Origin of the sequence: Rhodopseudomonas sp. P2A-2r (assembly GCF_026015985.1) — a bacterium.
Lineage (GTDB): Bacteria > Pseudomonadota > Alphaproteobacteria > Rhizobiales > Xanthobacteraceae > Tardiphaga.
In genome coordinates this window covers 1255141-1275768 of the sequence record NZ_CP110389.1, presented here as the reverse complement: position 1 = coordinate 1275768, position 20628 = coordinate 1255141, and the positions used below count along the sequence as shown (strand labels likewise).

The 20628-nt window shown below is 62.6% G+C and carries 17 protein-coding genes, 1 tRNA gene and 5 pseudogenes; 14 read left to right on the top strand and 9 right to left on the bottom strand.

Annotated elements, in window-relative coordinates; translation table 11 throughout:
- Nucleotides 1-7: 7 nt before the first annotated feature.
- The 4 genes and pseudogenes from sufB to ONR75_RS06030 all read right to left on the bottom strand — a co-directional run bounded on the left by sufB (nt 8) and on the right by ONR75_RS06030 (nt 5009).
- Nucleotides 8-1486 carry a Fe-S cluster assembly protein SufB gene (gene sufB, locus ONR75_RS06045; RefSeq protein ID WP_265081813.1) on the bottom strand — a complete coding sequence of 493 codons (1479 nt, stop codon included), beginning with the start codon at nt 1484-1486 and terminating at the stop codon, nt 8-10.
- Nucleotides 1487-1710: 224 nt separating this feature from the next.
- Nucleotides 1711-1905 (bottom strand): 4Fe-4S binding protein, encoded by a 195-nt coding sequence (locus tag ONR75_RS06040; RefSeq protein ID WP_265081812.1) that lies wholly within the window; start codon nt 1903-1905, stop codon nt 1711-1713.
- 290 nt (nt 1906-2195) lie between these two features.
- Nucleotides 2196-3934 (bottom strand): annotated as a pseudogene (nifA, locus tag ONR75_RS06035) (nif-specific transcriptional activator NifA).
- 310 nt (nt 3935-4244) lie between these two features.
- The gene (locus ONR75_RS06030) at nt 4245-5009 is read right to left on the bottom strand and encodes an SDR family NAD(P)-dependent oxidoreductase (RefSeq protein ID WP_265083550.1); all 765 of its coding nucleotides are present in this window, start codon (nt 5007-5009) and stop codon (nt 4245-4247) included.
- A 402-nt stretch (nt 5010-5411) separates the two neighbouring features.
- On the opposite strand from ONR75_RS06030, the gene ONR75_RS06025 reads away from it, so the two are divergent.
- Nucleotides 5412-5639, top strand: a complete 228-nt coding sequence (locus ONR75_RS06025) for an FmdB family zinc ribbon protein (RefSeq protein ID WP_265081811.1) — start codon at nt 5412-5414, stop codon at nt 5637-5639.
- A gap of 23 nt (nt 5640-5662) precedes the next feature.
- Here ONR75_RS06025 and ONR75_RS06020 read toward each other — a convergent pair.
- Nucleotides 5663-6090 (bottom strand): annotated as a pseudogene (locus ONR75_RS06020) (Rieske (2Fe-2S) protein).
- Between the two features lie 404 nt (nt 6091-6494).
- Here ONR75_RS06020 and ONR75_RS06015 point away from each other — a divergent pair.
- The gene (locus ONR75_RS06015) at nt 6495-6704 is read left to right on the top strand and encodes a hypothetical protein (RefSeq protein WP_265081810.1); all 210 of its coding nucleotides are present in this window, start codon (nt 6495-6497) and stop codon (nt 6702-6704) included.
- On the opposite strand, the gene ONR75_RS06010 is transcribed toward ONR75_RS06015, so the two are convergent.
- Nucleotides 6675-6751 (bottom strand) — tRNA-Arg (locus ONR75_RS06010). The two genes, ONR75_RS06015 and ONR75_RS06010, sit on opposite strands and share 30 nt — an antisense overlap.
- A gap of 256 nt (nt 6752-7007) precedes the next feature.
- Nucleotides 7008-8488 (bottom strand): annotated as a pseudogene (locus tag ONR75_RS06005) (sensor histidine kinase).
- A 403-nt stretch (nt 8489-8891) separates the two neighbouring features.
- Here ONR75_RS06005 and rpmH point away from each other — a divergent pair.
- From rpmH to ONR75_RS05945, 12 genes and pseudogenes are all read left to right on the top strand, one after another.
- The gene (gene rpmH, locus ONR75_RS06000; protein WP_011471298.1) at nt 8892-9026 is read left to right on the top strand and encodes a 50S ribosomal protein L34; all 135 of its coding nucleotides are present in this window, start codon (nt 8892-8894) and stop codon (nt 9024-9026) included.
- A gap of 23 nt (nt 9027-9049) precedes the next feature.
- Nucleotides 9050-9396 (top strand): annotated as a pseudogene (rnpA, locus tag ONR75_RS05995) (ribonuclease P protein component).
- Nucleotides 9397-9469: 73 nt separating this feature from the next.
- Entirely contained in the window at nt 9470-11338 is a 1869-nt protein-coding gene (yidC, locus tag ONR75_RS05990) for a membrane protein insertase YidC (protein WP_265081809.1), read from the top strand.
- A gap of 129 nt (nt 11339-11467) precedes the next feature.
- A complete protein-coding gene (yihA, locus tag ONR75_RS05985) occupies nt 11468-12139 on the top strand; it encodes a ribosome biogenesis GTP-binding protein YihA/YsxC (RefSeq protein WP_265083549.1) in 672 nt (223 codons plus the stop codon).
- Nucleotides 12136-12513 carry a DUF423 domain-containing protein gene (locus ONR75_RS05980; RefSeq protein WP_265081808.1) on the top strand — a complete coding sequence of 126 codons (378 nt, stop codon included), beginning with the start codon at nt 12136-12138 and terminating at the stop codon, nt 12511-12513. Before yihA ends, ONR75_RS05980 begins: the two co-directional genes overlap by 4 nt.
- An 82-nt stretch (nt 12514-12595) precedes the next feature.
- Complete coding sequence (gene argB / locus ONR75_RS05975; protein WP_265081807.1) at nt 12596-13492, top strand: acetylglutamate kinase; 897 nt, start codon at nt 12596-12598, stop codon at nt 13490-13492.
- Nucleotides 13489-14529, top strand: a complete 1041-nt coding sequence (locus tag ONR75_RS05970; protein ID WP_265081806.1) for a DUF1036 domain-containing protein — start codon at nt 13489-13491, stop codon at nt 14527-14529. Before argB ends, ONR75_RS05970 begins: the two co-directional genes overlap by 4 nt.
- A gap of 17 nt (nt 14530-14546) precedes the next feature.
- Nucleotides 14547-15254: a pyrimidine 5'-nucleotidase gene (locus ONR75_RS05965; protein ID WP_413776442.1), complete on the top strand. Its 708-nt coding sequence runs from the start codon at nt 14547-14549 to the stop codon at nt 15252-15254.
- Between the two features lie 280 nt (nt 15255-15534).
- The gene (gene dapD, locus ONR75_RS05960) at nt 15535-16380 is read left to right on the top strand and encodes a 2,3,4,5-tetrahydropyridine-2,6-dicarboxylate N-succinyltransferase (RefSeq protein WP_265081804.1); all 846 of its coding nucleotides are present in this window, start codon (nt 15535-15537) and stop codon (nt 16378-16380) included.
- 70 nt (nt 16381-16450) lie between these two features.
- The gene (locus ONR75_RS05955; RefSeq protein ID WP_265081803.1) at nt 16451-17074 is read left to right on the top strand and encodes a DUF805 domain-containing protein; all 624 of its coding nucleotides are present in this window, start codon (nt 16451-16453) and stop codon (nt 17072-17074) included.
- Nucleotides 17067-18221, top strand: coding sequence for a succinyl-diaminopimelate desuccinylase (gene dapE / locus ONR75_RS05950; protein ID WP_265081802.1), 1155 nt, complete (start codon nt 17067-17069; stop codon nt 18219-18221). Before ONR75_RS05955 ends, dapE begins: the two co-directional genes overlap by 8 nt.
- Nucleotides 18218-18774: pseudogene (locus ONR75_RS05945) on the top strand (5'-methylthioadenosine nucleosidase). Before dapE ends, ONR75_RS05945 begins: the two are co-directional and overlap by 4 nt.
- Nucleotides 18775-18937: 163 nt before the next feature.
- Here ONR75_RS05945 and truA read toward each other — a convergent pair.
- Together truA and fmt are read right to left on the bottom strand one after the other, a co-directional pair.
- Nucleotides 18938-19675: a tRNA pseudouridine(38-40) synthase TruA gene (gene truA / locus ONR75_RS05940; RefSeq protein WP_265081801.1), complete on the bottom strand. Its 738-nt coding sequence runs from the start codon at nt 19673-19675 to the stop codon at nt 18938-18940.
- Nucleotides 19675-20607 (bottom strand): methionyl-tRNA formyltransferase, encoded by a 933-nt coding sequence (fmt, locus tag ONR75_RS05935; RefSeq protein ID WP_265081800.1) that lies wholly within the window; start codon nt 20605-20607, stop codon nt 19675-19677. Before fmt ends, truA begins: the two co-directional genes overlap by 1 nt.
- Between the last annotated feature and the right edge of the window lie 21 nt (nt 20608-20628).

The following is a 20628-nucleotide window of genomic DNA, read 5'->3' as shown; positions in this document are numbered from 1 at the left end:
GACACCATCACCCGACGCTGCCTTCCAGCGAGATCGAGATCAGCTTCTGCGCTTCCACCGCGAATTCCATCGGAAGCTGTTGCAGCACATCCTTCACGAACCCGTTGACGATGAGGCCGACGGCTTCTTCCTGGCTCAGCCCACGCTGCACGCAGTAAAACAGCACGTCCTCGGAGATCTTCGACGTCGTCGCTTCATGTTCGAACAGTGCCGACGAGTTCTTCGCCTCGATGTATGGGACGGTATGGGCGCCGCATGTGTCGCCGATCAGGAGCGAGTCGCAGGCCGTGAAATTGCGCGCACCCGTCGCTTTCCTATGCGCAGTGACGAGGCCGCGATAGGTGTTTTGCGAAACGCCGGCAGCTATGCCCTTGCTGATGATCCGGCTCGATGTGTTCTTGCCCAGATGGATCATCTTGGTTCCGGAATCGACCTGCTGGTGGCCATTGGAGATCGCGATCGAATAGAATTCGCCGCGAGAATTGTCGCCGCGCAGGATGCAGCTCGGATATTTCCAGGTGATCGCTGACCCGGTTTCAACTTGGGTCCAGGAGATCTTTGAGTTGGCGCCGCGGCAGTCGCCGCGCTTGGTGACGAAATTGTAAATGCCGCCGACACCCTCGGAATTTCCCGGGTACCAGTTCTGCACTGTTGAATACTTGATCTCGGCATCATCGAGCGCGACAAGCTCAACCACCGCGGCGTGCAACTGGTTCTCATCGCGCTGCGGCGCGGTGCAGCCCTCGAGATAGCTGACATAGGCGCCCTTGTCGGCGATCAGCAACGTCCGTTCGAACTGCCCGGTGTTGCGTTCGTTGATGCGGAAATAGGTCGACAGCTCCATCGGGCAGCGCACGCCCGGCGGCACGTAAACAAACGAGCCATCAGAGAACACCGCCGAGTTCAGCGTCGCGAAATAATTATCCGAAGTCGGAACGACTGTGCCGAGATATTTTTGGACGAGTTCCGGGTACTCGCGGATTGCCTCCGAGATCGGCATAAAGATCACGCCGGCCTGCTTCAACTCTTTCTGGAAGGTCGTCGCCACCGAAACCGAGTCAAATACCGCATCGACAGCGATCCGGCGCTCGCCCTCAGGCCTCACAACGCCTTCAAGCATCTCGACTTCGCGCAGCGGAATGCCCAGCTTCTCATAGGTCTTAAGGATTTCAGGGTCGATCTCGTCGAGCGATCCGATCTCCTTCTTTTTCGGTGCCGAGTAATAGTAAAGGTCCTGATAGTCAATTTTCGGATAGTTGACCCGGGCCCAGTTCGGCTCAGTCATGGTCAGCCAGCGCCGGTAGGCCTGTAGCCGCCACTCCAGCATCCACTCGGGCTCGTTCTTTCTGGCAGAAATGTACCTGACAATATCTTCGGACAGCCCCTTGGGCGGCTTTTCCGATTCGATAAGCGTCTCAAATCCATACTTGTACTGTTCGACGTCGATGCTTTGCACCCGTTCGACGGTTTCTTGTACGGCTGCCATTCGTTACTCCGCCCGTCGACGGGACGCCGGATCGTATCGGGCGCCCCAATGGTTCATTGGATCTGGACCGCGGTGTGGACGCGCGCGCCTGACAGCGCACGCGATCGTTTCGCGCAGCCGCTCGTCCTCGCCGGCCACCACGGTCATGAGCAATGCGCCCAACCGGGCGACCACGTCACCCAGCGCCAGGGAGATGTTGCCACGGCATGCCATGGTCCTGTTCCTCATGCGGGCACGCAGGTATTTTCGACCGGGCACACCACCGCGCATTGAGCTGTGTCGAAATGCCCCTCGCATTCGGTGCACTTCTTCGGATCGATAATGTACATGTCGTTTTTCAGGCGGATGGCGGCATTGGGACATTCAAATTCACAAGCGCCACATACCGTGCATTGCGAGGCGACGATTTTATAGGCCATCTTCAAACTCCGAATGCGTGTCGATGCCGGATAACGACTCCCTTTCAAGCCGCGTGCCAGAACGCAGGCATTTGATTTCACACTGCTATTTCAGCGCTGGCGACTCGCCGCGCTGTCGCGCCCACGACAGGCTGTCGCAACTCCGACAAGTCGCACCAAGGGTGATTTCAACAAAAGGCTGCGCGCCATGCGCCAGCGCGGCGATCGACATCTTCTTGGGTCAACCATCCGCCACGGCGCGATGTCGCGCCGGCTTCACTTCTCAAGGAGAAATAGCAGAGCTGGAGCAGCTAGAGGTGCTTGACCTCGATGCCGTGCTTTTTAAGCGCATAGCCGATCTGACGCGGCGTCAGTCCGAGGATGCGGGCCGCCTTGGCCTGGACCCAGCCCGACTTCTCCATCGCCGCGATAAAGCGCTCGCGATCCGGAACCTGCCCGTAGCTGGTTGCTTCAACGGTGGCCGGAATCGAGTCGACGGCAGGCTGGATTGGCGAAGGTCCGTAACCTTCTGCGCTGCCACTTGCGGTGCGCGGCAGCACCGGGAGCGGGACCGCTGGCCGAAGCCGTGCCGGCGGAAATTCCGAAGGCCCTTTCCACAGCATTGCCGAGAGGCATTCGTTCTTGCGGCAGGCGAAATCGTCCATCACGATCGAGCCTCCCTGCGCCAGAGTCGCCGTCCGCTGCACGCAGTTTTCCAATTCGCGCACGTTGCCAGGAAAGCCGCACCCCATCAGCACTTCCAGTGCGCTGGCGTCAAGCGACAGAGTACGGCCGTTCTCCTCATTGAAGCGCTTGAGAAATTCGGCGGCCAGCGGCGCGATGTCGCTGCGTCGGTCGCGCAGCGGCGGCATCAGGATCGGCACCACGCTGATGCGGTAGTACAGGTCGGCGCGGAATTCGTTTCGCGCGACCGCTTCTTCGAGGTTGCGGTTCGTCGCGGTAACCACGCGCACGTCGACCTTGAGGGTGTGGTTGCCACCGACCCGTTCAAACTCCTGCTCCTGCAGGACGCGCAACAGCTTGGCCTGAAACGCCGGCGAAATCTCGCCGATCTCATCAAGAAAGATGGTCCCCTTGTCGGCGAGTTCGAAACGCCCCTTGCGTGAATTGATGGCGCCGGTAAAGGCTCCTTCTCGTGGCCGAACAATTCGGACTCGAGCACCGATTCTGGCAATGCCGCGCAATTGATCTTGACGAAGGGTCCCTTGGCGCGCGGCGAAAGCTCGTGGATCGCCTTGGCAATCAACTCCTTGCCAGTGCCCGACTCGCCACGCAGCAGCACGGTGGAGTTGGATTTGGCAACGATAATGATCTTGTCGAGCAACGAGCGCAGCGCGGGGTTGTCGCCGATGATGCCCTTGATCAGCACCTTCTTGCGCTCGCGCACCGGCTTGAGTTCGGACAACTCCTTCTGCAGGCGGTGGCTCTCGGCCATCAGCCGATCGCGGTCGCGCGAGACCACCCGGTAGAGCTGAACGGTCTGCCCGATCAGATTGGCGATCATGGTCAGGAAACGCACATCGGAATCGAGTCGGAAAACCGAACGACCGTCCCAGACCCGGTCGATCGTGAGGGTTCCGATCACCTTGACGCCAATGCGAATTGGTACTCCGATGAACGACACACGATCGCTGCCAACGGCGCCTAGTGCGGCCGCATCGGTAGCAAACAATGAATGTTTCGCAACATCTTCGACGACCAGCGGGACGGCCGTCGCAACGATCTGTCCAATGGCCTTCTGCGGCAAACGAGCCCGGTAACGCTCGTCGGCGCCCTCATTCCAGCCGACGCCAACGGTGATATCGGGAACATCGTCGTCTGCCAGCAGGGAAATCACGCCATGTCGCATTTGCAGGAACGACGACAGCACATTCAGAACGCTGGCAAGCGTCGTCTGCAGTCGGTTCGGGGCATTGAGGATCTTTGAGATTTCATAGATCCCGGTCAGCGCAATCTCGCTGAGCGGCATCAGCGGAGTACCAGATCGCGCGTCCAGATTCGCGGATTCGATCGCGTCAACATGCGCCATGGCAGTCTCTCCATAGTCCATGACGTTCCCTGCCGGCTTTTTCGGATTGTTATGATCTTGTCCCATCTTCACAACGATGTCGTGCTCAACTTTGCTGCATTAGTGCAGAACATAGAGGCGTGTACCGCAGGCTGAACGCCTTCGAACTTTGGGGATCAACTACTCTCATAGCAGGCGCAAGCGATCGTCTGTGACAGTGCATTGACTTAGATCAATACGTCGCGACCAAAGGGACGGCAGGCGATAGTCTATCATGAGCCAATTCCAGCTCGCTGAAATCGTCGCGGCTCTGTGAACGGTAGCTGACAGATCAGACATGCTGTCCGCCGTTGATCTTGATCTCCTCTCCGGTGACGTAGCTCGCCGCATCCGAGCAGAGAAAGTAAATGACCTTGGCCACCTCGTCCGGCGTCCCAATTCGGCGCATCGGTATTACCGGCACAAGCATCGCTTCGGTTTCCGGTGACAGGATATCGGTCTTGATCTCACCAGGGGCGATGGCGTTGACACGAATACCGTAGGGGGCGAAGTCGTGGGCCATTTCCCGGGTCAGACAGGCCAATGCGGCCTTCGAGGTCGCATACGCCGTACCGGCGAACGGATGCACGCGGGAACCGGCGATCGACGTAACGTTGACGACGGTGCCTGCACCGTCGTTGAGTTCATCAAACAGTCCTCTCGCCAGCAGGATCGGCGCGAGAAAATTGACATGAAAGACACTCATCCAGGTGTCGACCGGCGTCGTCAGCGACGTCAGCCGGCCTCCTTCGTCATTTTTCGGAGAGAGCCCCGCATTATTGATCAGCGCATGAAGCGGCAAGCCTCCGAGGCGCTCCTTGATCTCTGCAATCGCGCCGGGCAACGCCCGGTAGTCGCTCAGGTCAACCTCGACATGATCGTCGGCCCCTGAATTCCATGGACAGAGATCGCTGTCGAACCTTTGGCGTGAACAGGTAATGATCCGCCAGCCTGCATCGGAAAATAACTTGACCGTCGCATGTCCTATGCCGCGCGAGGCGCCGGTTAGCACCATGTTCTTTTGCTCCGCCAAGGACGGCTCGATCTTCGGAGGCATGCCGGGATAGGGACAGAGCACTATGTTCTCCAGCGCTGATCCGAGCCGGATCGGCGTTCATCGTTGCGCGGTCAGCGGTCGGATCCGCGCGGCGACCATTCACAGCGCGGGGGGCATGATGTTTCCGACACAAGGGCGATTTTGCATGATCCGGGCCAACCTGATCATCCTGTGTTCGCGAGGCAAAGCCGCCGAATCGCACCCATTGCGAGTATCGCGTGGCCTTGGAAGCGGCAGCATGTCGACGTTCCGACACTTCCGTTCGGTTCGATACAAAATCCGCCACTATCCGACATCAACTCACGCCGACGCCCCGCAGCAACGCTGCCTTACCGATTGGTCCGGTTTCTGCACTATCGATTTCGCCAGAGATATCCATTGCCGAACGGGGGAGGGACAGCCATGCCGCTTTACAGTTTTCACTGCGCAAAATGTGACGGCGACGTCGAACTCCTGATCGGGTTTTCCGAGAAACCGGCCTGCCCGGCATGCGGCAGCAAGAGGATGCAGCGGCTGATGTCACTCACGGCGCCGCAGGGCAAGACCAAGGCCTTGATGAAGGCCGGACGTGCGCAAGCCGCGCGCGAGGGCCATCTGAGCAATTTCAGCCGTGCTGAACGGCGCCGCTGATCAATTATCGGTTCGACGATCGGTCAATCCGCGGTGATCTGCACCTCCGGCATTTCATCCGGCTCCGGGATGTCGAGCCCGTCCTCTTCGGCCAGATCGATTCCGCTCAAGCAGATATCGCCATGATCAATGATCAGCCTGATCGGCGTGAGTGCCTTCCCTGGCAGGGGCCGATGAAGCAATGTCCGGTATCGAGATCGAACTGAGCATGATGACTGCCGCAGGTGATGAAGTTGCCGTCCTCATCCATGAACTCTCCGGGCACCGTATCAAGCCGCGAGCCCTGATGGGGGCAGGCATTTTCAAACCCGAAGAAGTTGTTACCCTTGCGCGCGATAAGAATTGGCCAGGGCTTGGCCGAGCCGTCCGGCTCTCTGCGCATGAGCATGAAGCCTGTAGCCTGGCCGTCATCCACCTGATAGGTGCCGCATATCGCAAAAAGCGTGTCCATTCACGGATCCCTTCCAGCCATCATTGACGCTTCGGCCTGCAGGCGCTGAAGCGAGATCTCTCACTCAGCAAGCGATGTGCCAGCGACAGAGTGTAGATTGGTGCGGGTTCTCTCCTCGGATCTACTTTCGGTGTCGGACCGGTCCATAACTTACCAATACCTGCTGCGCGACAGGCTTATGGCCGTACAGCAAACGCGAATCGCGCAATGGCGGTCAAAACGCCCCTTCGACATCGTCGAAATCCCGGGCACCGGCTATCATCGAGCCGACAATCTTCGAGCATGTCCAAGCACCGAAAATACGAGGACGACGGCGCCACGGATCGTCAACGGTCCATCGTTACTCGCAAGGTCGCGCGACAATCTCCGTCGACGCGGAAAAGATCGACGTGTTTGCGCGACTGATGACAGATAAACTGGAAAACGGCGATGTTACCGGTCGTAAGGCCTACGTCCACGCCGTGGTCATCGCCATCGAGGTAGGTGACAAGACCATTCGCATTGTCGGCTGCAAGGCCACCCTGCAGGAGGTCATTACCGGCAAACAAACCACGAACGAGAATGTTCGTGGTTTTGTACGCAAATGGCGCGCCCGAAAGGATTCGAACCTCTGACCCCTAGATTCGTAGTCTAGTGCTCTATCCAGCTGAGCTACGGGCGCGTGCCGCGGAAATCGTGAGGACACAAGGCCCTGTTGAAGTCGCATGCTTTTCGAAACAGGTTGTTTGCGAAAGCGCGCCATAGCTACCGGCTCCGGCCGGGCTTGGCAAGCACCTGTGCGACCGTTCGACGACAGGAATTGCCGATACCGGCGGCTGAAGCGGATTAAAGTGAAGGAAAATCGTCGCTCGCCGGGTTCGGGAGCGGAAGTCCGGCCGCCACGGGACGACGGCCGTCGAATCAACGCGTTCATTAGCTCACGCCCGCGCCCGTTCGCTGCGGATGCTGTGCAGTTCCACCGGACGGTCCGGCATGCTGATGCGGAACGTGGCCCCCAGTGTGCCTTCGACCAGATGGATATCGCCGCCATGGGCGCGAACCAGTTCCGCGGCAATCGCCAACCCTAATCCGCTACCGCCCGGACGCGCCGAGCCCTGAAAGGCCTCGAACAGGTGGTTGCGGGCCTTCTGCGGCACGCCGGGACCGGTATCCGAGACTTCGATGATGGTCACAGCGCCTTCGCGGCGTCCGGTGATGCGGATCTGCTGCGGGGCGGCCTCGCTCGGCGGCTGGCCTTCCAGCGCCTGGGCGGCGTTGCGCACCAGGTTCAGCAGGATGCGGAACAGCTGGTCGGGGTCAGCATCGATGGTCAGGCCACGCTCGATGGCATTGATCCAGGAGATCGAGGCGTCCGAGGCGAGGCCGGCAGATTCCTGACCTCATTGACCACCGGCTCGACCAGCATCATGCGGCGGTCGGGCGGGGCTTCCTGGGCCCGGCCGTAGGACAGGGTCGACTGGCAGAACGCGATCGCGCGTTCCAGCGAGCGCATCAGTTTCGGCGCGAACCGCTGCACCCGCGGGTCGGGCACGCTGGCCAGCTGGTCCGACAGGAGCTGCGATGACGCCAGCAGGTTGCGCAGGTCGTGGTTGATCTTGGAAACCGCGAGGCCGAGCGCGGCGAGCCGGCTCTTCTGATGCAGCATAGACACCAGGTCGCGCTGCATGTCGGACAATTCGCGCTCCGCCACCCCGATCTCGTCGCCGCGCTGGCTGGGAACGATGATCCGCGCCGAACTCTCCGGATTTTCGTGGAACCCGACCAGATTGGCAGTCAGCCGCCGCATCGGCCGCACGAACAAGTAATGCAACGCCAGATAAACCAGGCCGGCGGTGAGGATGGCAATGCCCAGCGACACCCAGAACAGGTTTCTGGAGAATCGGTACATGGCCTGGCGCAGCGGCAATTCATCGATCACCACCTCGATGAACTGGGCGCCCGATGGCGCCGGGCCAATGACCCGGATCGACTGGTTGCCGGTTTCCAGCATGACCTCGAACGAATCCATGATGGCGGACCACACCGTCATGTCGCGCATGTCGATGTCATGATCGATCTGTGCCGGCAGGTCGGCGCTGGCCAGCAGGCGGCGCTGCTGGCCCATCTTGATGGCCACCGCGCGGGCGCCAATACTGCTGAGGATCTGCCGGGCCAGCGATTCCGGCACCATACCGGAAGGCGCGGCGTCCAGCACCAGCGCCGCCGTATTGGCCGCGGCGAGCTTGTCATTCAGCCGATTGATCCGGAAATTGGCAATCGAAGGGACGTAGATCAGCACCTCGGCAATCAGGACCAGCGGAATGGTCAGCAGCAGGAGCTTGCCGGACAGCCCGAGCCGGCGCAGCGGCCTGCCCGGCCGCGCCGTTTCCGTCCCGATTTCGTTTGCAGCTGACACTATGTTGCCTCTGATCCCACGCCGCGACGCTGCACCTCGACGAGATACGGCTCAAAATGACGATTCGATCTCGCCATTCGTGCATCCGCCGCCGAAAGTCTGCGGCCGCCCCCGCGCCACACACCGCAGAAGCGGAACGATCCGCTCCCTACCTTAGAAAAACACCCTGGATATGGGTATAATCCGCCGAATTTCACGATTTTCACGTTCAGCCGTCACCCTGCAGGGCAAGATTGACGAAAACAGGACGCTCCCGTATAAGCCCGCCAACTGTCCGCGATGGCCCGGTCTTGACCGGGGCGGCTCTTATGGGCCGGAAACGGCTCATATTGAGCCAGCATCTTTGGACTATCCTCATTTCTCGGCTAATTGCCTCGGCGAATTGCCCGGTCCCGGAGAACGACCCGTGAAGCGGACTTATCAACCCAGCAAATTGGTGCGCAAGCGCCGTCACGGCTTCCGCGCTCGCTTGGCGACCGTCGGCGGCCGCAAGGTTCTGGCTGCGCGTCGTGCGCGTGGTCGCAAGCGCCTGAGCGCCTGAGCGGACCTTCCTGAGATCTCATCATGGACCGGTTACGGCAGCGGGCGGATTTTCTCGCCGCTGCCAATGGGCCGCGGATGAACAGCCCTGCCTTCGTGTTGCAGAGCCGGTTGCGTGACGATGACGGCCCGGTCAGGGTCGGTTTTACCGTGACCAAAAAAACGGAACCGCCACCGAGCGCAACCGTATCCGCCGCCGGCTTCGCGAACTGGTGAAGCGCGTCGACGTCGTATCCATGCGACCCCACAGCGATTATGTGTTAGTCGGCCGTCGTGTCGCGCTGAACCGCGACTTTGCAACCATGCTCGACGATCTCCGCTCGGCGCTGCACCGCCTCGACCGGCAGTCCTCTAAAATAACCGTGACCTGATAGTCCCAGCCTGCGACAAGCGCGCAGCCGGCCGCCGAAGCCGCACCCGCCTTTGAATGACGAGACCTGAACGATGACCGACAATCGCAACACCATCCTTGCCGTCATCCTGTCCGGCCTGGTGCTGATCGGCTGGCAATATTTCTTCAACATCCCGCAGATGGAGAAGCAGCGCGCGCAAAGCCAGATCGAAGCGCAGTTGAAGAACCCGACGGCTCAGCCTGGCGCAACGCCCGGTACCACGCCGCAGGCCGGCACCGCTCCCGCCGGCAGCGTGCCTGCCAACCAGCCGGCATCGGCCGCGCCAATCGTCAGCCGCGATGCCGCCATCGCCGCCGCGCCCCGCATCAAGATCGACACGCCGCGGGTGTCGGGCAGCATTTCCCTGAAGGGCGCACGCATCGACGATCTGGCGCTGGTCAAGTTCCGCGACACCGTCGACCCGACCTCGCCGGCCATCGTGCTGTTCTCGCCTTCGGGCACCGCCGCGCCCTATTATGCCGAATTCGGCTGGGTCGCTGGCGCCGGCGCCACCGTGAAGGTCCCCGACCAGAACACCCAGTGGCAGCAGGAAGGCTCCAACGCCCTGACGCCCGCCACGCCGGTGACATTGAAATTCGACAACGGCGAAGGCCTGACCTTCAAGCGCACGATCGCCATCGACGAGCGCTACCTGTTCACCATCAAGGATGACGTCACCAATATCGGCAATGCGCCGGTGACCCTGTATCCGTTCGCGCTGATCTCGCGCCACGGCACCCCGCATGTGGAAGGCTACTACATCCTGCACGAAGGCCTTGTCGGCTATCTCGGCGACCAGGGCCTGCAGGAATACGGCTACAAGAAAATCGACGAAGCCAAGGCGGTCAACTTCAAGGTCACCAACGGCTGGCTCGGCATCACCGACAAGTACTGGGCCTCGGCGCTGCTCCCCGACAACAATGCGCAGCTGCAGGCGCGCTTCTCTTCCAATCTGGTCGGCACGGTCCACACCTACCAGACCGATTACCTGCAGGATGCGCAGACCATCGCCATCGGCGGCACCGGTACCGCCAACGCCCGGCTGTTCGCCGGCGCCAAGGAAGCCGCCACCGTCGGCATCAACTTCCCGCTCGCTGTCGGCCTCGGCGGCTACAACCAGTCGCTCGGCCTCAACCACTTCGACCTCTTGATCGACTGGGGCTGGTTCTACTTCATCACCAAGCCGATGTTCCTCGCACTCGACTGGTTCTATCATCTGGTCGGCAATTTCGGCGTCGCCATCCTGCTGGTGACCGTGCTGGTCAAGACGCTGTTCTTCCCGCTGGCCAGCAAGTCGTACGCGTCGATGGCCAAGATGAAGGCCGTACAGCCGCAGCTCGCCGCGCTGAAGGAACGCTTCCCTGACGACAAGATGAAGCAGCAGCAGGAGATGATGGAGATCTACAAGAAGGAGAAGATCAACCCGATCGCCGGTTGTCTTCCCGTCGCCTTGCAGATCCCGGTGTTCTTCTCGCTCTACAAGGTTCTGTTCGTCACCATCGAAATGCGCCACGCGCCGTTCTTCGGCTGGATCAAGGATCTCTCCGCACACGACCCGACCAACCTGTTCAACCTGTTCGGCCTGCTCAGCTTCGATCCGACCCAGTTGCCGGTGTTCGGCCACTATCTCGCGCTCGGCATCTGGCCGATCATCATGGGCATCACGATGTGGTTCCAGATGAAGCTGAACCCGACGCCGCCGGACCCGACCCAGAAGATGATCTTCGACTGGATGCCGCTGATCTTCACCTTCATGCTCGCGGGCTTCCCGGCCGGTCTGGTGATCTATTGGGCCTGGAACAACACCCTCTCGGTGCTGCAGCAGAGCTACATCATGAGCCGCAACGGCGTGAAGGTGGAGCTGTTCGACAATGTGAAGTCGACGTTCGCCAAGAAACCGCCGGTCGAGAAAAAGACGTAACGCAGCCCTCATCCTGAGGAGCGGCCCCTTCGGCCGCGTCTCGAAGGATGAGCGCCACACTCCTCATGGTTCGAGACGGCGCAAGATGCGCCTCCTCACCATGAGGAAGCCACGATGAAGGACCTTCGCATGACCGCTGAAACCGATGCGAAGCTGATCGAAGACAAGAAGCTGATCGAACAGGGCCGCCTGCTGTTCGCCGGCGAGTGGAATTTCATCTGGGCCTCGCCCTCGATCGAGACCCTGCCGCCGATGGCCGGCGTCGAGGTGGCGTTCGCCGGGCGTTCCAACGTCGGCAAATCCAGCCTGATCAACGCCCTCACCGGCCGCAACGCGCTGGCGCGGACCTCGCACACCCCCGGCCGCACCCAGGAACTGATCTTCTTCGAAGGTCCGGAAAAGGCCGAATTCCGCTTGGTCGACATGCCCGGCTATGGCTACGCCTCGGCGCCGAAGGTCAAGATTGCCTCCTGGACCTCGCTGATACACAACTTCCTGCTCGGCCGCAGCAGCCTGGCGCGAGTCTATGTGCTGATCGACTCTCGTCATGGCCTCAAGGATGTCGATTTCGACGTCCTGAAGACCTTGGACAAGTCCGCTGTCAGCTACCAGATCGTGCTGACCAAGACCGATCAGGTGAAGCCGGCCGAACTCGAAAAGCGCACCGAGGAGGTGCGGACCACGCTGCTCAAGCACCCGGCGGCGTTCCCGGAACTGCTGCTCACCTCGTCGCGCACCAGTGCGGGCATGCCCGAACTGCGCGCCGCCATGGTGCGGCTGCTGGCGGAGCGCAGCCGATGACACGGTCCGGCCTGTTCCGCATCCTGATCATTCTGGCCGGCGTGATGGGCGTCGATGGCGTGATCCTCGCTGCCGCCTCTGCGCACCAGCCCGACGCCGCACGATTGGCGTCGGCATCCTCGATGCTGCTGTTCCATGCCACCGCGGTGCTCGGCGCCGTCGCCCTGCTCGAGCGCGGCGTGCTGCACCTGCAGATCGGCCTCTCCGCCGCCATCGGCTTCGTGGTTGCAGCGGCGTTGTTCGCCGGCGACCTCACGATGCGGACCTATGCCGGCCATGGCCTGTTCCCGATGGCCGCGCCGACCGGCGGCACGCTGCTGATCGTCAGCTGGCTGGCGCTCGCGGTGGCTGCGGCCTGGCCGAATCGCGTGTAGAGAGCGGCCGCAGCGAAGCTTTGCGCCGCGCCGGCCAATCGGCTAGAACGCGCCGCAGATCGCCCCCTGTGAGACCCGCCTCATGACAGACGCGCCCGAAATCAGCCCGCTCGATCAGGCCCGCATCCTGTCGGAAGCGCTGCCGCACATGCAGCAATATGACGAGGAAACCATCGTCATCAAGTATGGCGGCCACGCCATGGGCGCGGAAGACATGGCAAAGGCCTTCGCCCGCGACATCGTGCTCCTCGAGCAGACCGCCATCAATCCGGTGGTGGTGCACGGCGGCGGCCCGCAGATCGCCACCATGCTGAAGCGGCTCGGCATCCAGTCCGAATTCGCCGCCGGCCTGCGGATCACCGACGCCGCCACCATCGAGATCGTCGAGATGGTGCTGGCCGGTTCGATCAACAAGCAGCTGGTCGGCTACATCAACGAGGCCGGCGGCAAGGCGGTCGGCCTGTGCGGCAAGGACGGCAACATGGTGACCGCCACCAAGGCGACCCGCACCATGGTCGATCCGGATTCGCATATCGAGCGGGTCGTCGACCTCGGCTTCGTCGGCGAACCCGACAAGGTCGACCTGACGCTGCTCAACCAGTTGATCGGCTACGACCTGATCCCGGTGCTGGCGCCGCTCGCGACGTCGAAGAACGGCCAGACCTTCAACGTCAACGCCGACACCTTTGCGGGTGCCGTCGCAGGCGCCTTGAAGGCCAAGCGCCTGCTGCTGCTGACCGACGTGCCGGGCGTGCTGGACAAGTCGAAAAAGCTGATCCCGGAACTGTCGATCAAGGACGCACGGAAATTGATTGCCGACGGCACCATTTCCGGCGGCATGATTCCCAAGGTCGAGACCTGCATCTATTCGCTCGAACAGGGCGTCGAAGGCGTGGTCATCATCGACGGCAAGATGCCGCATGCGGTGCTGCTGGAACTGTTCACCAACCAGGGCACCGGCACGCTGATCCACAAGTGACGAGCGCGCGCACCAAAGTCGTCGTCATGCCCGGCCTCGTGCCGGGCATCCACGTCTTCCTTGTTGCGCTCGCATCTCTATTTGCATCCATCGGCACGGCCCGCGCCGACCTCAAGCTCTGCAACCGCATGAGCTATGTGGTCGAGGCGGCGATCGGAATCGATGACAAAAGTGCCACCGCCACCCGCGGCTGGTTTCGCATCGACCCGGCGCAATGCCGCGTCGTCGTCCAGGGCACCCTCAGCGCCGACCGCATCCTGCTGCATGCCCGCGCGCTCGGTGTCTACGGCGCCTCGCCAATGCCGCAGAACGGCACCGACAGCCTGTGCGTCGCCCCGGACAATTTCATTATCGCTGCGGCGCGTCAGTGCCGCCCCGGCCAGACGCCGGCATCCTTCACCATGATCAAGCCGTCGACGACCGACGACGGCCAGATGGTCGCTTATCTCGCCGAAGACAGCGAATATGACGACGAGCAGGCGCGGCTGGCGGCGATCCAGCGGCTGCTGGTGGTCGCCGGCTATGACGCCGCGCCCATCGACGGCGTCGACGGACCGAAGACGCAAAACGCGCTGGCCTCCTTCCTGAAGAGCCGCGGGCTGGCCGCAGACATCGTGAAGGCGCCGAATTTCTTCGACACCATGATCAATGCCGTACAGGCGCCGTCCACCAGCGGCCTGACCTGGTGCAACGATACCCAGTACAATGTAATGGCGGCCATCGCGACCGGCGATGGCAAGGCGATCACCAGCCGCGGCTGGTATCGGATCGAGCCGGGCAAATGCCTGCACCCCGATCTTGTCGGCCAGCCCAGGCAGGTTTTCAGTTTCGCCGAAGCCACCGACGCGGTCGGCCGTGCCGTGAGGCTCAAGGACCGCGTGCTGAACTGGGGCGGCGCCACCAGGCTATGCACCCGCGAGAGCAAGTTCGAGATCAGCGACCAGGCCGATTGCGGCACCCGCGGCCTCGCTGTCACCGGCTTTGCTGCGGTCGACATGAGCAGCGGCGGCAGCACGATTCGTTTCGAGCTGCCGTGATGACAAAGGAGAATCTTGTGACCCTCGCACAAAGCCCGGCCCGCGGCTTCGGCCATATCGAGACCTGGGTTTTCGACCTCGACAACACGCTGTACCCGCACCACGTCAATCTGTGGCAGCAGGTTGACGTCCGCATCCGCGACTTCGTCTCGAACTTCCTCAAGGTTCCGCCGGAGGAGGCGTTCAGGATCCAGAAGGACTATTACAAGCGCTACGGCACCACGATGCGCGGCATGATGACCGAGCATGGCGTGCACGCCGATGACTACCTCGCTTATGTCCACAAGATCGATCATTCGCCCCTGCAGCCCAATCCCGCCATGGGCGAGGCGATTGCAAGGCTGCTGGGCCGCAAGCTGATCCTGACCAATGGGTCGGTCGCGCATGCCGGCGCGGTGCTCGACCGGCTCGGGATCGCCGAGCAGTTCGAAGCGGTGTTCGACATCGTCGCCGCCGAACTGGAGCCGAAGCCGGCGCCGCAGACCTACGACAAGTTCCTCAGGCTGCACGGCGTCGATCCGGCCAGGGCCGCCATGTTCGAAGACCTGTCGCGCAACCTGGTGGTGCCGCATCAGTTGCAGATGACCACCGTGCTGGTGGTGCCGGACGATTCCGCCGAAGTGGTCCGCGAGGACTGGGAGCTGGAAGGCCGCGATGCTGAGCATGTGGATTACGTCACCGATGATTTGACCGGGTTTTTGGCGGCGCTGAACGAAGCGCGATAGCTGCTTTCCCCTCTCCCCCAAGCAGCACTTGCTGCGCAGGCGGGAGAGGGTGGATCGAAACCGCGAAGCGGGTTCGAGCCGGGAGAGGGGGCTCTAGCCATCGACGTCGCTTGCGGCCTTCCCTCTCCCGCCCTCACTTCGTTCGGGCACCCTCTCCCACGGCGCGCAGCTTCGCTGCGCTGGGGGAGAGGGGAAGAACGCCACCTTGACTCTCCCTCCCCAAATCCCGACAAAAGCCATCCAATTCGCCTGCCGGCCCAATATCCCTGAGGAAATACCGATGTCGCTGTCCGCCCTTGAATCCATCATCAACACTGCTTTTGAGGCGCGCGACAGCGTCAACGCCGCCACCAAGGGCGAGGTCCGCGAGGGTGTCGATTACGCGCTCGACCTGCTGGACAAGGGCGAGGCCCGCGTCGCCGAACGGCAGGCCGACGGCGTCTGGAAGGTCAACCAGTGGCTAAAGAAGGCCGTGCTGCTGTCGTTCCGCCTCAACGACATGAGCGCCATCCCGGGCGGTCCCGGCGGATCGTCGTGGTGGGACAAGGTGCCGTCCAAGTTCGAAGGCTGGGGCGACAATGCATTCCGCGCCGCCGCCTTCCGCGCCGTGCCGGGCGCCATCGTGCGCCGCTCAGCCTTTATCGCCAAGAACGTCGTGCTGATGCCGTCCTTCGTCAATCTCGGCGCCTATGTCGACGAGAGCACCATGATCGACACCTGGTCGACCGTCGGCTCCTGCGCCCAGATCGGCAAGCGCGTGCACATCTCCGGCGGCGTCGGCATTGGCGGCGTGCTGGAGCCGCTGCAGGCCGGCCCGGTGATCATCGAGGACGACTGCTTCATCGGCGCGCGCTCCGAAGTCGCCGAAGGCGTGATCGTTCGCAAGGGTGCGGTGCTGGCGATGGGCGTGTTCCTGGGCGCCTCGACCAAGATCGTCGATCGCGCCACCGGCGAAGTGTTCATCGGCGAGGTGCCGGAATATTCCGTGCTGGTGCCCGGCAACCTGCCGGGCAAGCCGATGCAGAACGGCGAGATCGGCCCTTCGACCGCCTGCGCCGTGATCGTCAAGCGCGTCGACGAGCGCACCCGTTCCAAGACCAGCATCAACGAACTGCTGCGCGACTGATCGAACCGAATACTCCCCAATCCGACCAACTTGCGGACGGCGTGCAATTTTGCCGTCCGGAGGTTGGGCGATGGGCACCACGCGAAAACTGTTCAGTCCTGAAGGGCGCAGCAACCGCCTGCACTACTGGCTGGTCGGGCTGACCAGTTCTTTCGCGCCGCTGCTGCTGATGTTATTATTGTCGGCTGCCGTCGGCGGCATGCATCGCGGCGATGGGATCAGCTTCGACATGGCGGACCTGTTCCGTAATCCGCTGTCGTTCGGATTCGGCGATAGTTTTATCGGCGCAGGTCCCGTGGTCTCGCGGCTGCTGTATGCGATCGCCGCACCGGTCGGTCTCGCCGCTGTATGGGTATTCGCCGCTGCAACGATCAGGCGGCTGCATGACCGCAACAAAAGCGGCTGGTGGATTTTCCATTTCTACGTAGCCCCGGTGGCGTTGAACAATTTTGCAGCGCGACTGGACTTCTCGTACGCAACACTCGCCATCGGGCTGATCGCCATGGCCCTTTCCGTTTGGGGCTGCGTCGAGACGCTTTTCCTCCAAGGCACCCGCGGACCTAACAGGTTCGGCGCGGACCCGCTGGCCCTGCCCGATACACGACCCGGCTGGGACCAGCAGGGCGAACTGGAATTTGTCTCGCACAGCGCTGGCCCATCGCCGGGAGGCCATGTTATGCGAGGGCATGACTGACGCCCTCACCATCGCGCAGGACCTGCTGCGCTGCCCCTCCGTAACACCCGCGGATGCCGGCGCGCTGGGCGTGCTGGAGCGACTGCTGGGCGATGCCGGCTTCGCCTTGCACCGCGCCACCTTCTCCGAGGAAGGCAGCCCCGACATCGACAATCTCTATGCCCGCATCGGCAGCGCTGCTCCGCATATCAGTTTCGCAGGCCATACCGACGTCGTGCCGGCCGGCGACGAGTCCGCCTGGAGCCATGGCGCCTTCTCCGGCGACTTGAAGGATGGCCTGCTCTACGGCCGCGGCGCCGTGGACATGAAGGGCGGCATCGCGGCGAGCGTCGCCGCCGTGCTGGACTATCTCGCGGCCAACGGCGGCCAGCCGAAAGGTTCGATCTCCTTCCTGATCACTGGCGACGAGGAAGGCATTGCCGTCAACGGCACCGTCAAGCTGCTGAAATGGGCGGCGGCGCGTGGCGAGAAATTCGATCACTGCATCGTCGGCGAACCCAGCAATGTCGAGGCGATCGGTGACACCATCAAGATCGGCCGCCGCGGCTCGCAGTCCGGCACGCTGATCGTCGATGGCGTGCAGGGCCACGTCGCCTACCCCCACCGCGCCTCCAATCCGGTGCCCGACATCGCTGCCTTGATCGTGGCGCTGAGCAACGAGCCGCTCGATAACGGCAACGATCAATTCCAGCCGTCCAATCTTGAGTTCACCACCGTCGACGTCGGCAACACCGCGAGTAATGTGATCCCGGCGCAGGCGCGCGCCCGCTTCAACATCCGCTTCAACGACCAGCACACGCAAGAGAGCCTGCGCGAACTGATCGACAAGCGCCTGGCCGCCGCGGCCGGCAACCGGATCAAGGCGTATATCGTCTGGGAACCGTGCAATGCCGATTCCTTCGTGACCAAGCCCGGCGCTTTCACCGATCTGGTGTCGGCAGCGATCGAAGAAGTCACCGGCCGTAGGCCCGATCTCAACACCGGCGGCGGCACCTCGGACGCGCGTTTCATCACGCGCTATTGCCCGGTGATCGAATTCGGCCTCGTCGGCCAGACCATGCACCAGATCGACGAACGCACGCCGGTCGCCGATCTGGAAAAGCTCACAAAGATCTATCGCAGCGTACTGGACCGCTATTTCACATGACCACGAAAATTCTTGTTCTGACCGCGCTCGACGCCGAACTCGACACCGCTCGCGCCCCTGCCGGGGTCGAAATCGTGTTCACCGGAGTCGGCAAGATCAACACCACGATCGCAACCCTGCTCGCCGTGCAAGCGAAGAAACCGGCGCTGGTGATCAACTACGGCACCGCCGGCAAGATCAGGAATCGTTGCGCGGTCTGGTGGAGGTCGCCCATGTCGTGCAGCGCGACATGATCGCCGAGCCGCTGGCGCCGCGTGGCACGACCCCCTATGCGCCGGAGCTGGACCGGCTGTCGTCCGGCCACGGCGAGGTCATCTGCGGCACCGGCGATAGTTTTGTCACCTCATCCGATCCATGGTTAACCGCCAACGGCGTCGACATCGTCGACATGGAACTGTTCGCGCTGGCTTCGGTGTGCCGGCACCAGAACATTCCCTGGCGCGCTTTCAAGTTCATCACCGACGACGCAAATGATTTCGCGCACGAGCACTGGACCGCGAATGTCGCGGACGGCCAGCAGCTGTTCTGGGATGCAGTGAAACATCTGCTGTAAGCGAGAAGGCCGTCGCTTGCGCTCAGTTCTGTCGTCACCCGCGAAAGCGGGTGACCCAGTAGACGCAGCTGCTGATGTTCAACACGCACACCTGCGTGTACTGGATCGCCCGGTCCTGATGCGCAAGTGCGCGCCGGCCGGGCAACGACAGCTCGTGTGAGCCTCAGTAATCCACCTTCACCAGATACAGCCCGTCAGGTGGCGCCACCGGACCGCAGGCGCTGCGAGTCTTCGCCGCCAATGCCGCGGCGAGATCGTCGGCGCTCCAGCGGCCGTGGCCGACCCACACCAGTGACCCCACCATGGACCGCACCTGGCTGTGCAGGAAGGCGCGCGCCGAGGTGACGATGTTGACGGCCTCGCCGTCGCGGACCACGTCGAGCTGGTCCAGCGTGCGCAGCGGCGATTTCGCCTGGCATTCGGTGTCGCGAAAGGTGGTGAAATCGTGCTTGCCGAGCAGCCGCTGCGCCGCCGCGTGCATGGCGTCGCTGTCGAGCGGTCGCGGCACGCGCCACACGTGACCGATGTCGATGGCCAGGTTCGCCCGCCGGTTGACGATTTTGTAGATGTAGTGCCGCCGCGTAGCGGAGAACCGCGCCTCGAAATCGTCCGCGACAACCTCCGCGGACAGGATGCCGATCGGATGCGGTCGCAGATGCGCATTGAGGCCATCGCGCAGCCGGCCGGGGACGAATGGCCGTTCGATGTCGCAATGCGCGACCTGACCCAGCGCATGAACGCCGGCATCGGTGCGGCCGGCGCCGTGCACGCGGACGGACTCGCCGCAGATCGCCTTCACGGCATCTTCCAGCGCGGCCTGCACCGAAGGCGCATTGTCCTGCACCTGCCAGCCGGAATACGGCGCGCCGTCATATTCGATAAGGAGCCTGTAGCGTGGCATCAGCCTAACCGTAGAGGCGGCTTGAGCGGCGTGCCGCGCAGAAAATCGACCGCCTTCATCGGCGCCTTGCCGGCGCGCTGCAGCTCGACGATGCGGATCGCGCCCTCGCCACAGGCAATGGTGAGTTGATCGTCGAGCAGATCGCCCGGCGCACCTGCGCCGTTGGCCAGCGCGCAGCGCAGGATCTTGACGCGCACCGCCTCGCCGTCGAGCGGCACCTCGCACCAGGCGCCGGGAAACGGCGACAGGCCGTGGATATGCCGCAGCACCGCACGCGCCGGCTTCGACCAGTCGATCTTCGCCTCGGCCTTGTCGATCTTGGCGGCGTAGGTGACGCCCACCTCGCTCTGCTTGCTGAACGTCAGCCGGCCGCGCTCCAGCGCGCCCATCGCCCGCACCATCAGGTCGGCGCCGAGCGGCGCCAGCGCATCGTGCAGATCCTGCGCGGTCATCGCATCGGTGATCGCGATGCGCTCGGCCATGGCGACGTCGCCGGTGTCGAGGCCGACATCCATCTTCATCACCATCACGCCGCTCTCGGCATCTCCTTCCATGACCGCGCGGTTGATCGGCGCCGCACCACGCCAGCGCGGCAACAGCGAGCCGTGCAGGTTGAAACAGCCAAGCTCGGGCACATCGAGAATGTTCTGCGGCAGGATCATGCCATAGGCGACGACCACGGCGGCATCGGCTTCGTGCGCGCGAAACGTCGCCTCGGCCTCCGGCGTCTTCAGCGTGGTAGGTGTCAGCACGGGAATGCCGAGCCGCGTCGCCTCGCGTTCCACCGGTGTCGGCTGCAGCTTCATGCCGCGGCCGGAGGGCTTGGCCGCGCGCGTGTAGACCGCCACGACCTCATGGCCGTGGGCCACCAGTTCAAGCAGCGTCGGTACCGCGAAGTCCGGCGTGCCCATGAAGATCAGACGAAGGGGCATGTTGCGAGCCGATCTGTGGGA

Coding starts and splice junctions, on each gene's coding strand:
- sufB (WP_265081813.1), bottom strand. CDS start 1,486: ATGGCAGCCGTACAAGAAACCGTCGAACGGGTGCAAAGCATCGACGTC.
- ONR75_RS05955 (WP_265081803.1), top strand. CDS start 16,451: ATGGGCACCACGCGAAAACTGTTCAGTCCTGAAGGGCGCAGCAACCGC.
- fmt (WP_265081800.1), bottom strand. CDS start 20,607: ATGCCCCTTCGTCTGATCTTCATGGGCACGCCGGACTTCGCGGTACCG.
- ONR75_RS06015 (WP_265081810.1), top strand. CDS start 6,495: ATGACAGATAAACTGGAAAACGGCGATGTTACCGGTCGTAAGGCCTAC.
- ONR75_RS06030 (WP_265083550.1), bottom strand. CDS start 5,009: ATGCCTCCGAAGATCGAGCCGTCCTTGGCGGAGCAAAAGAACATGGTG.
- yidC (WP_265081809.1), top strand. CDS start 9,470: ATGACCGACAATCGCAACACCATCCTTGCCGTCATCCTGTCCGGCCTG.
- dapD (WP_265081804.1), top strand. CDS start 15,535: ATGTCGCTGTCCGCCCTTGAATCCATCATCAACACTGCTTTTGAGGCG.
- truA (WP_265081801.1), bottom strand. CDS start 19,675: ATGCCACGCTACAGGCTCCTTATCGAATATGACGGCGCGCCGTATTCC.
- dapE (WP_265081802.1), top strand. CDS start 17,067: ATGACTGACGCCCTCACCATCGCGCAGGACCTGCTGCGCTGCCCCTCC.
- ONR75_RS06025 (WP_265081811.1), top strand. CDS start 5,412: ATGCCGCTTTACAGTTTTCACTGCGCAAAATGTGACGGCGACGTCGAA.
- yihA (WP_265083549.1), top strand. CDS start 11,468: ATGACCGCTGAAACCGATGCGAAGCTGATCGAAGACAAGAAGCTGATC.
- argB (WP_265081807.1), top strand. CDS start 12,596: ATGACAGACGCGCCCGAAATCAGCCCGCTCGATCAGGCCCGCATCCTG.
- ONR75_RS06040 (WP_265081812.1), bottom strand. CDS start 1,905: ATGGCCTATAAAATCGTCGCCTCGCAATGCACGGTATGTGGCGCTTGT.
- ONR75_RS05980 (WP_265081808.1), top strand. CDS start 12,136: ATGACACGGTCCGGCCTGTTCCGCATCCTGATCATTCTGGCCGGCGTG.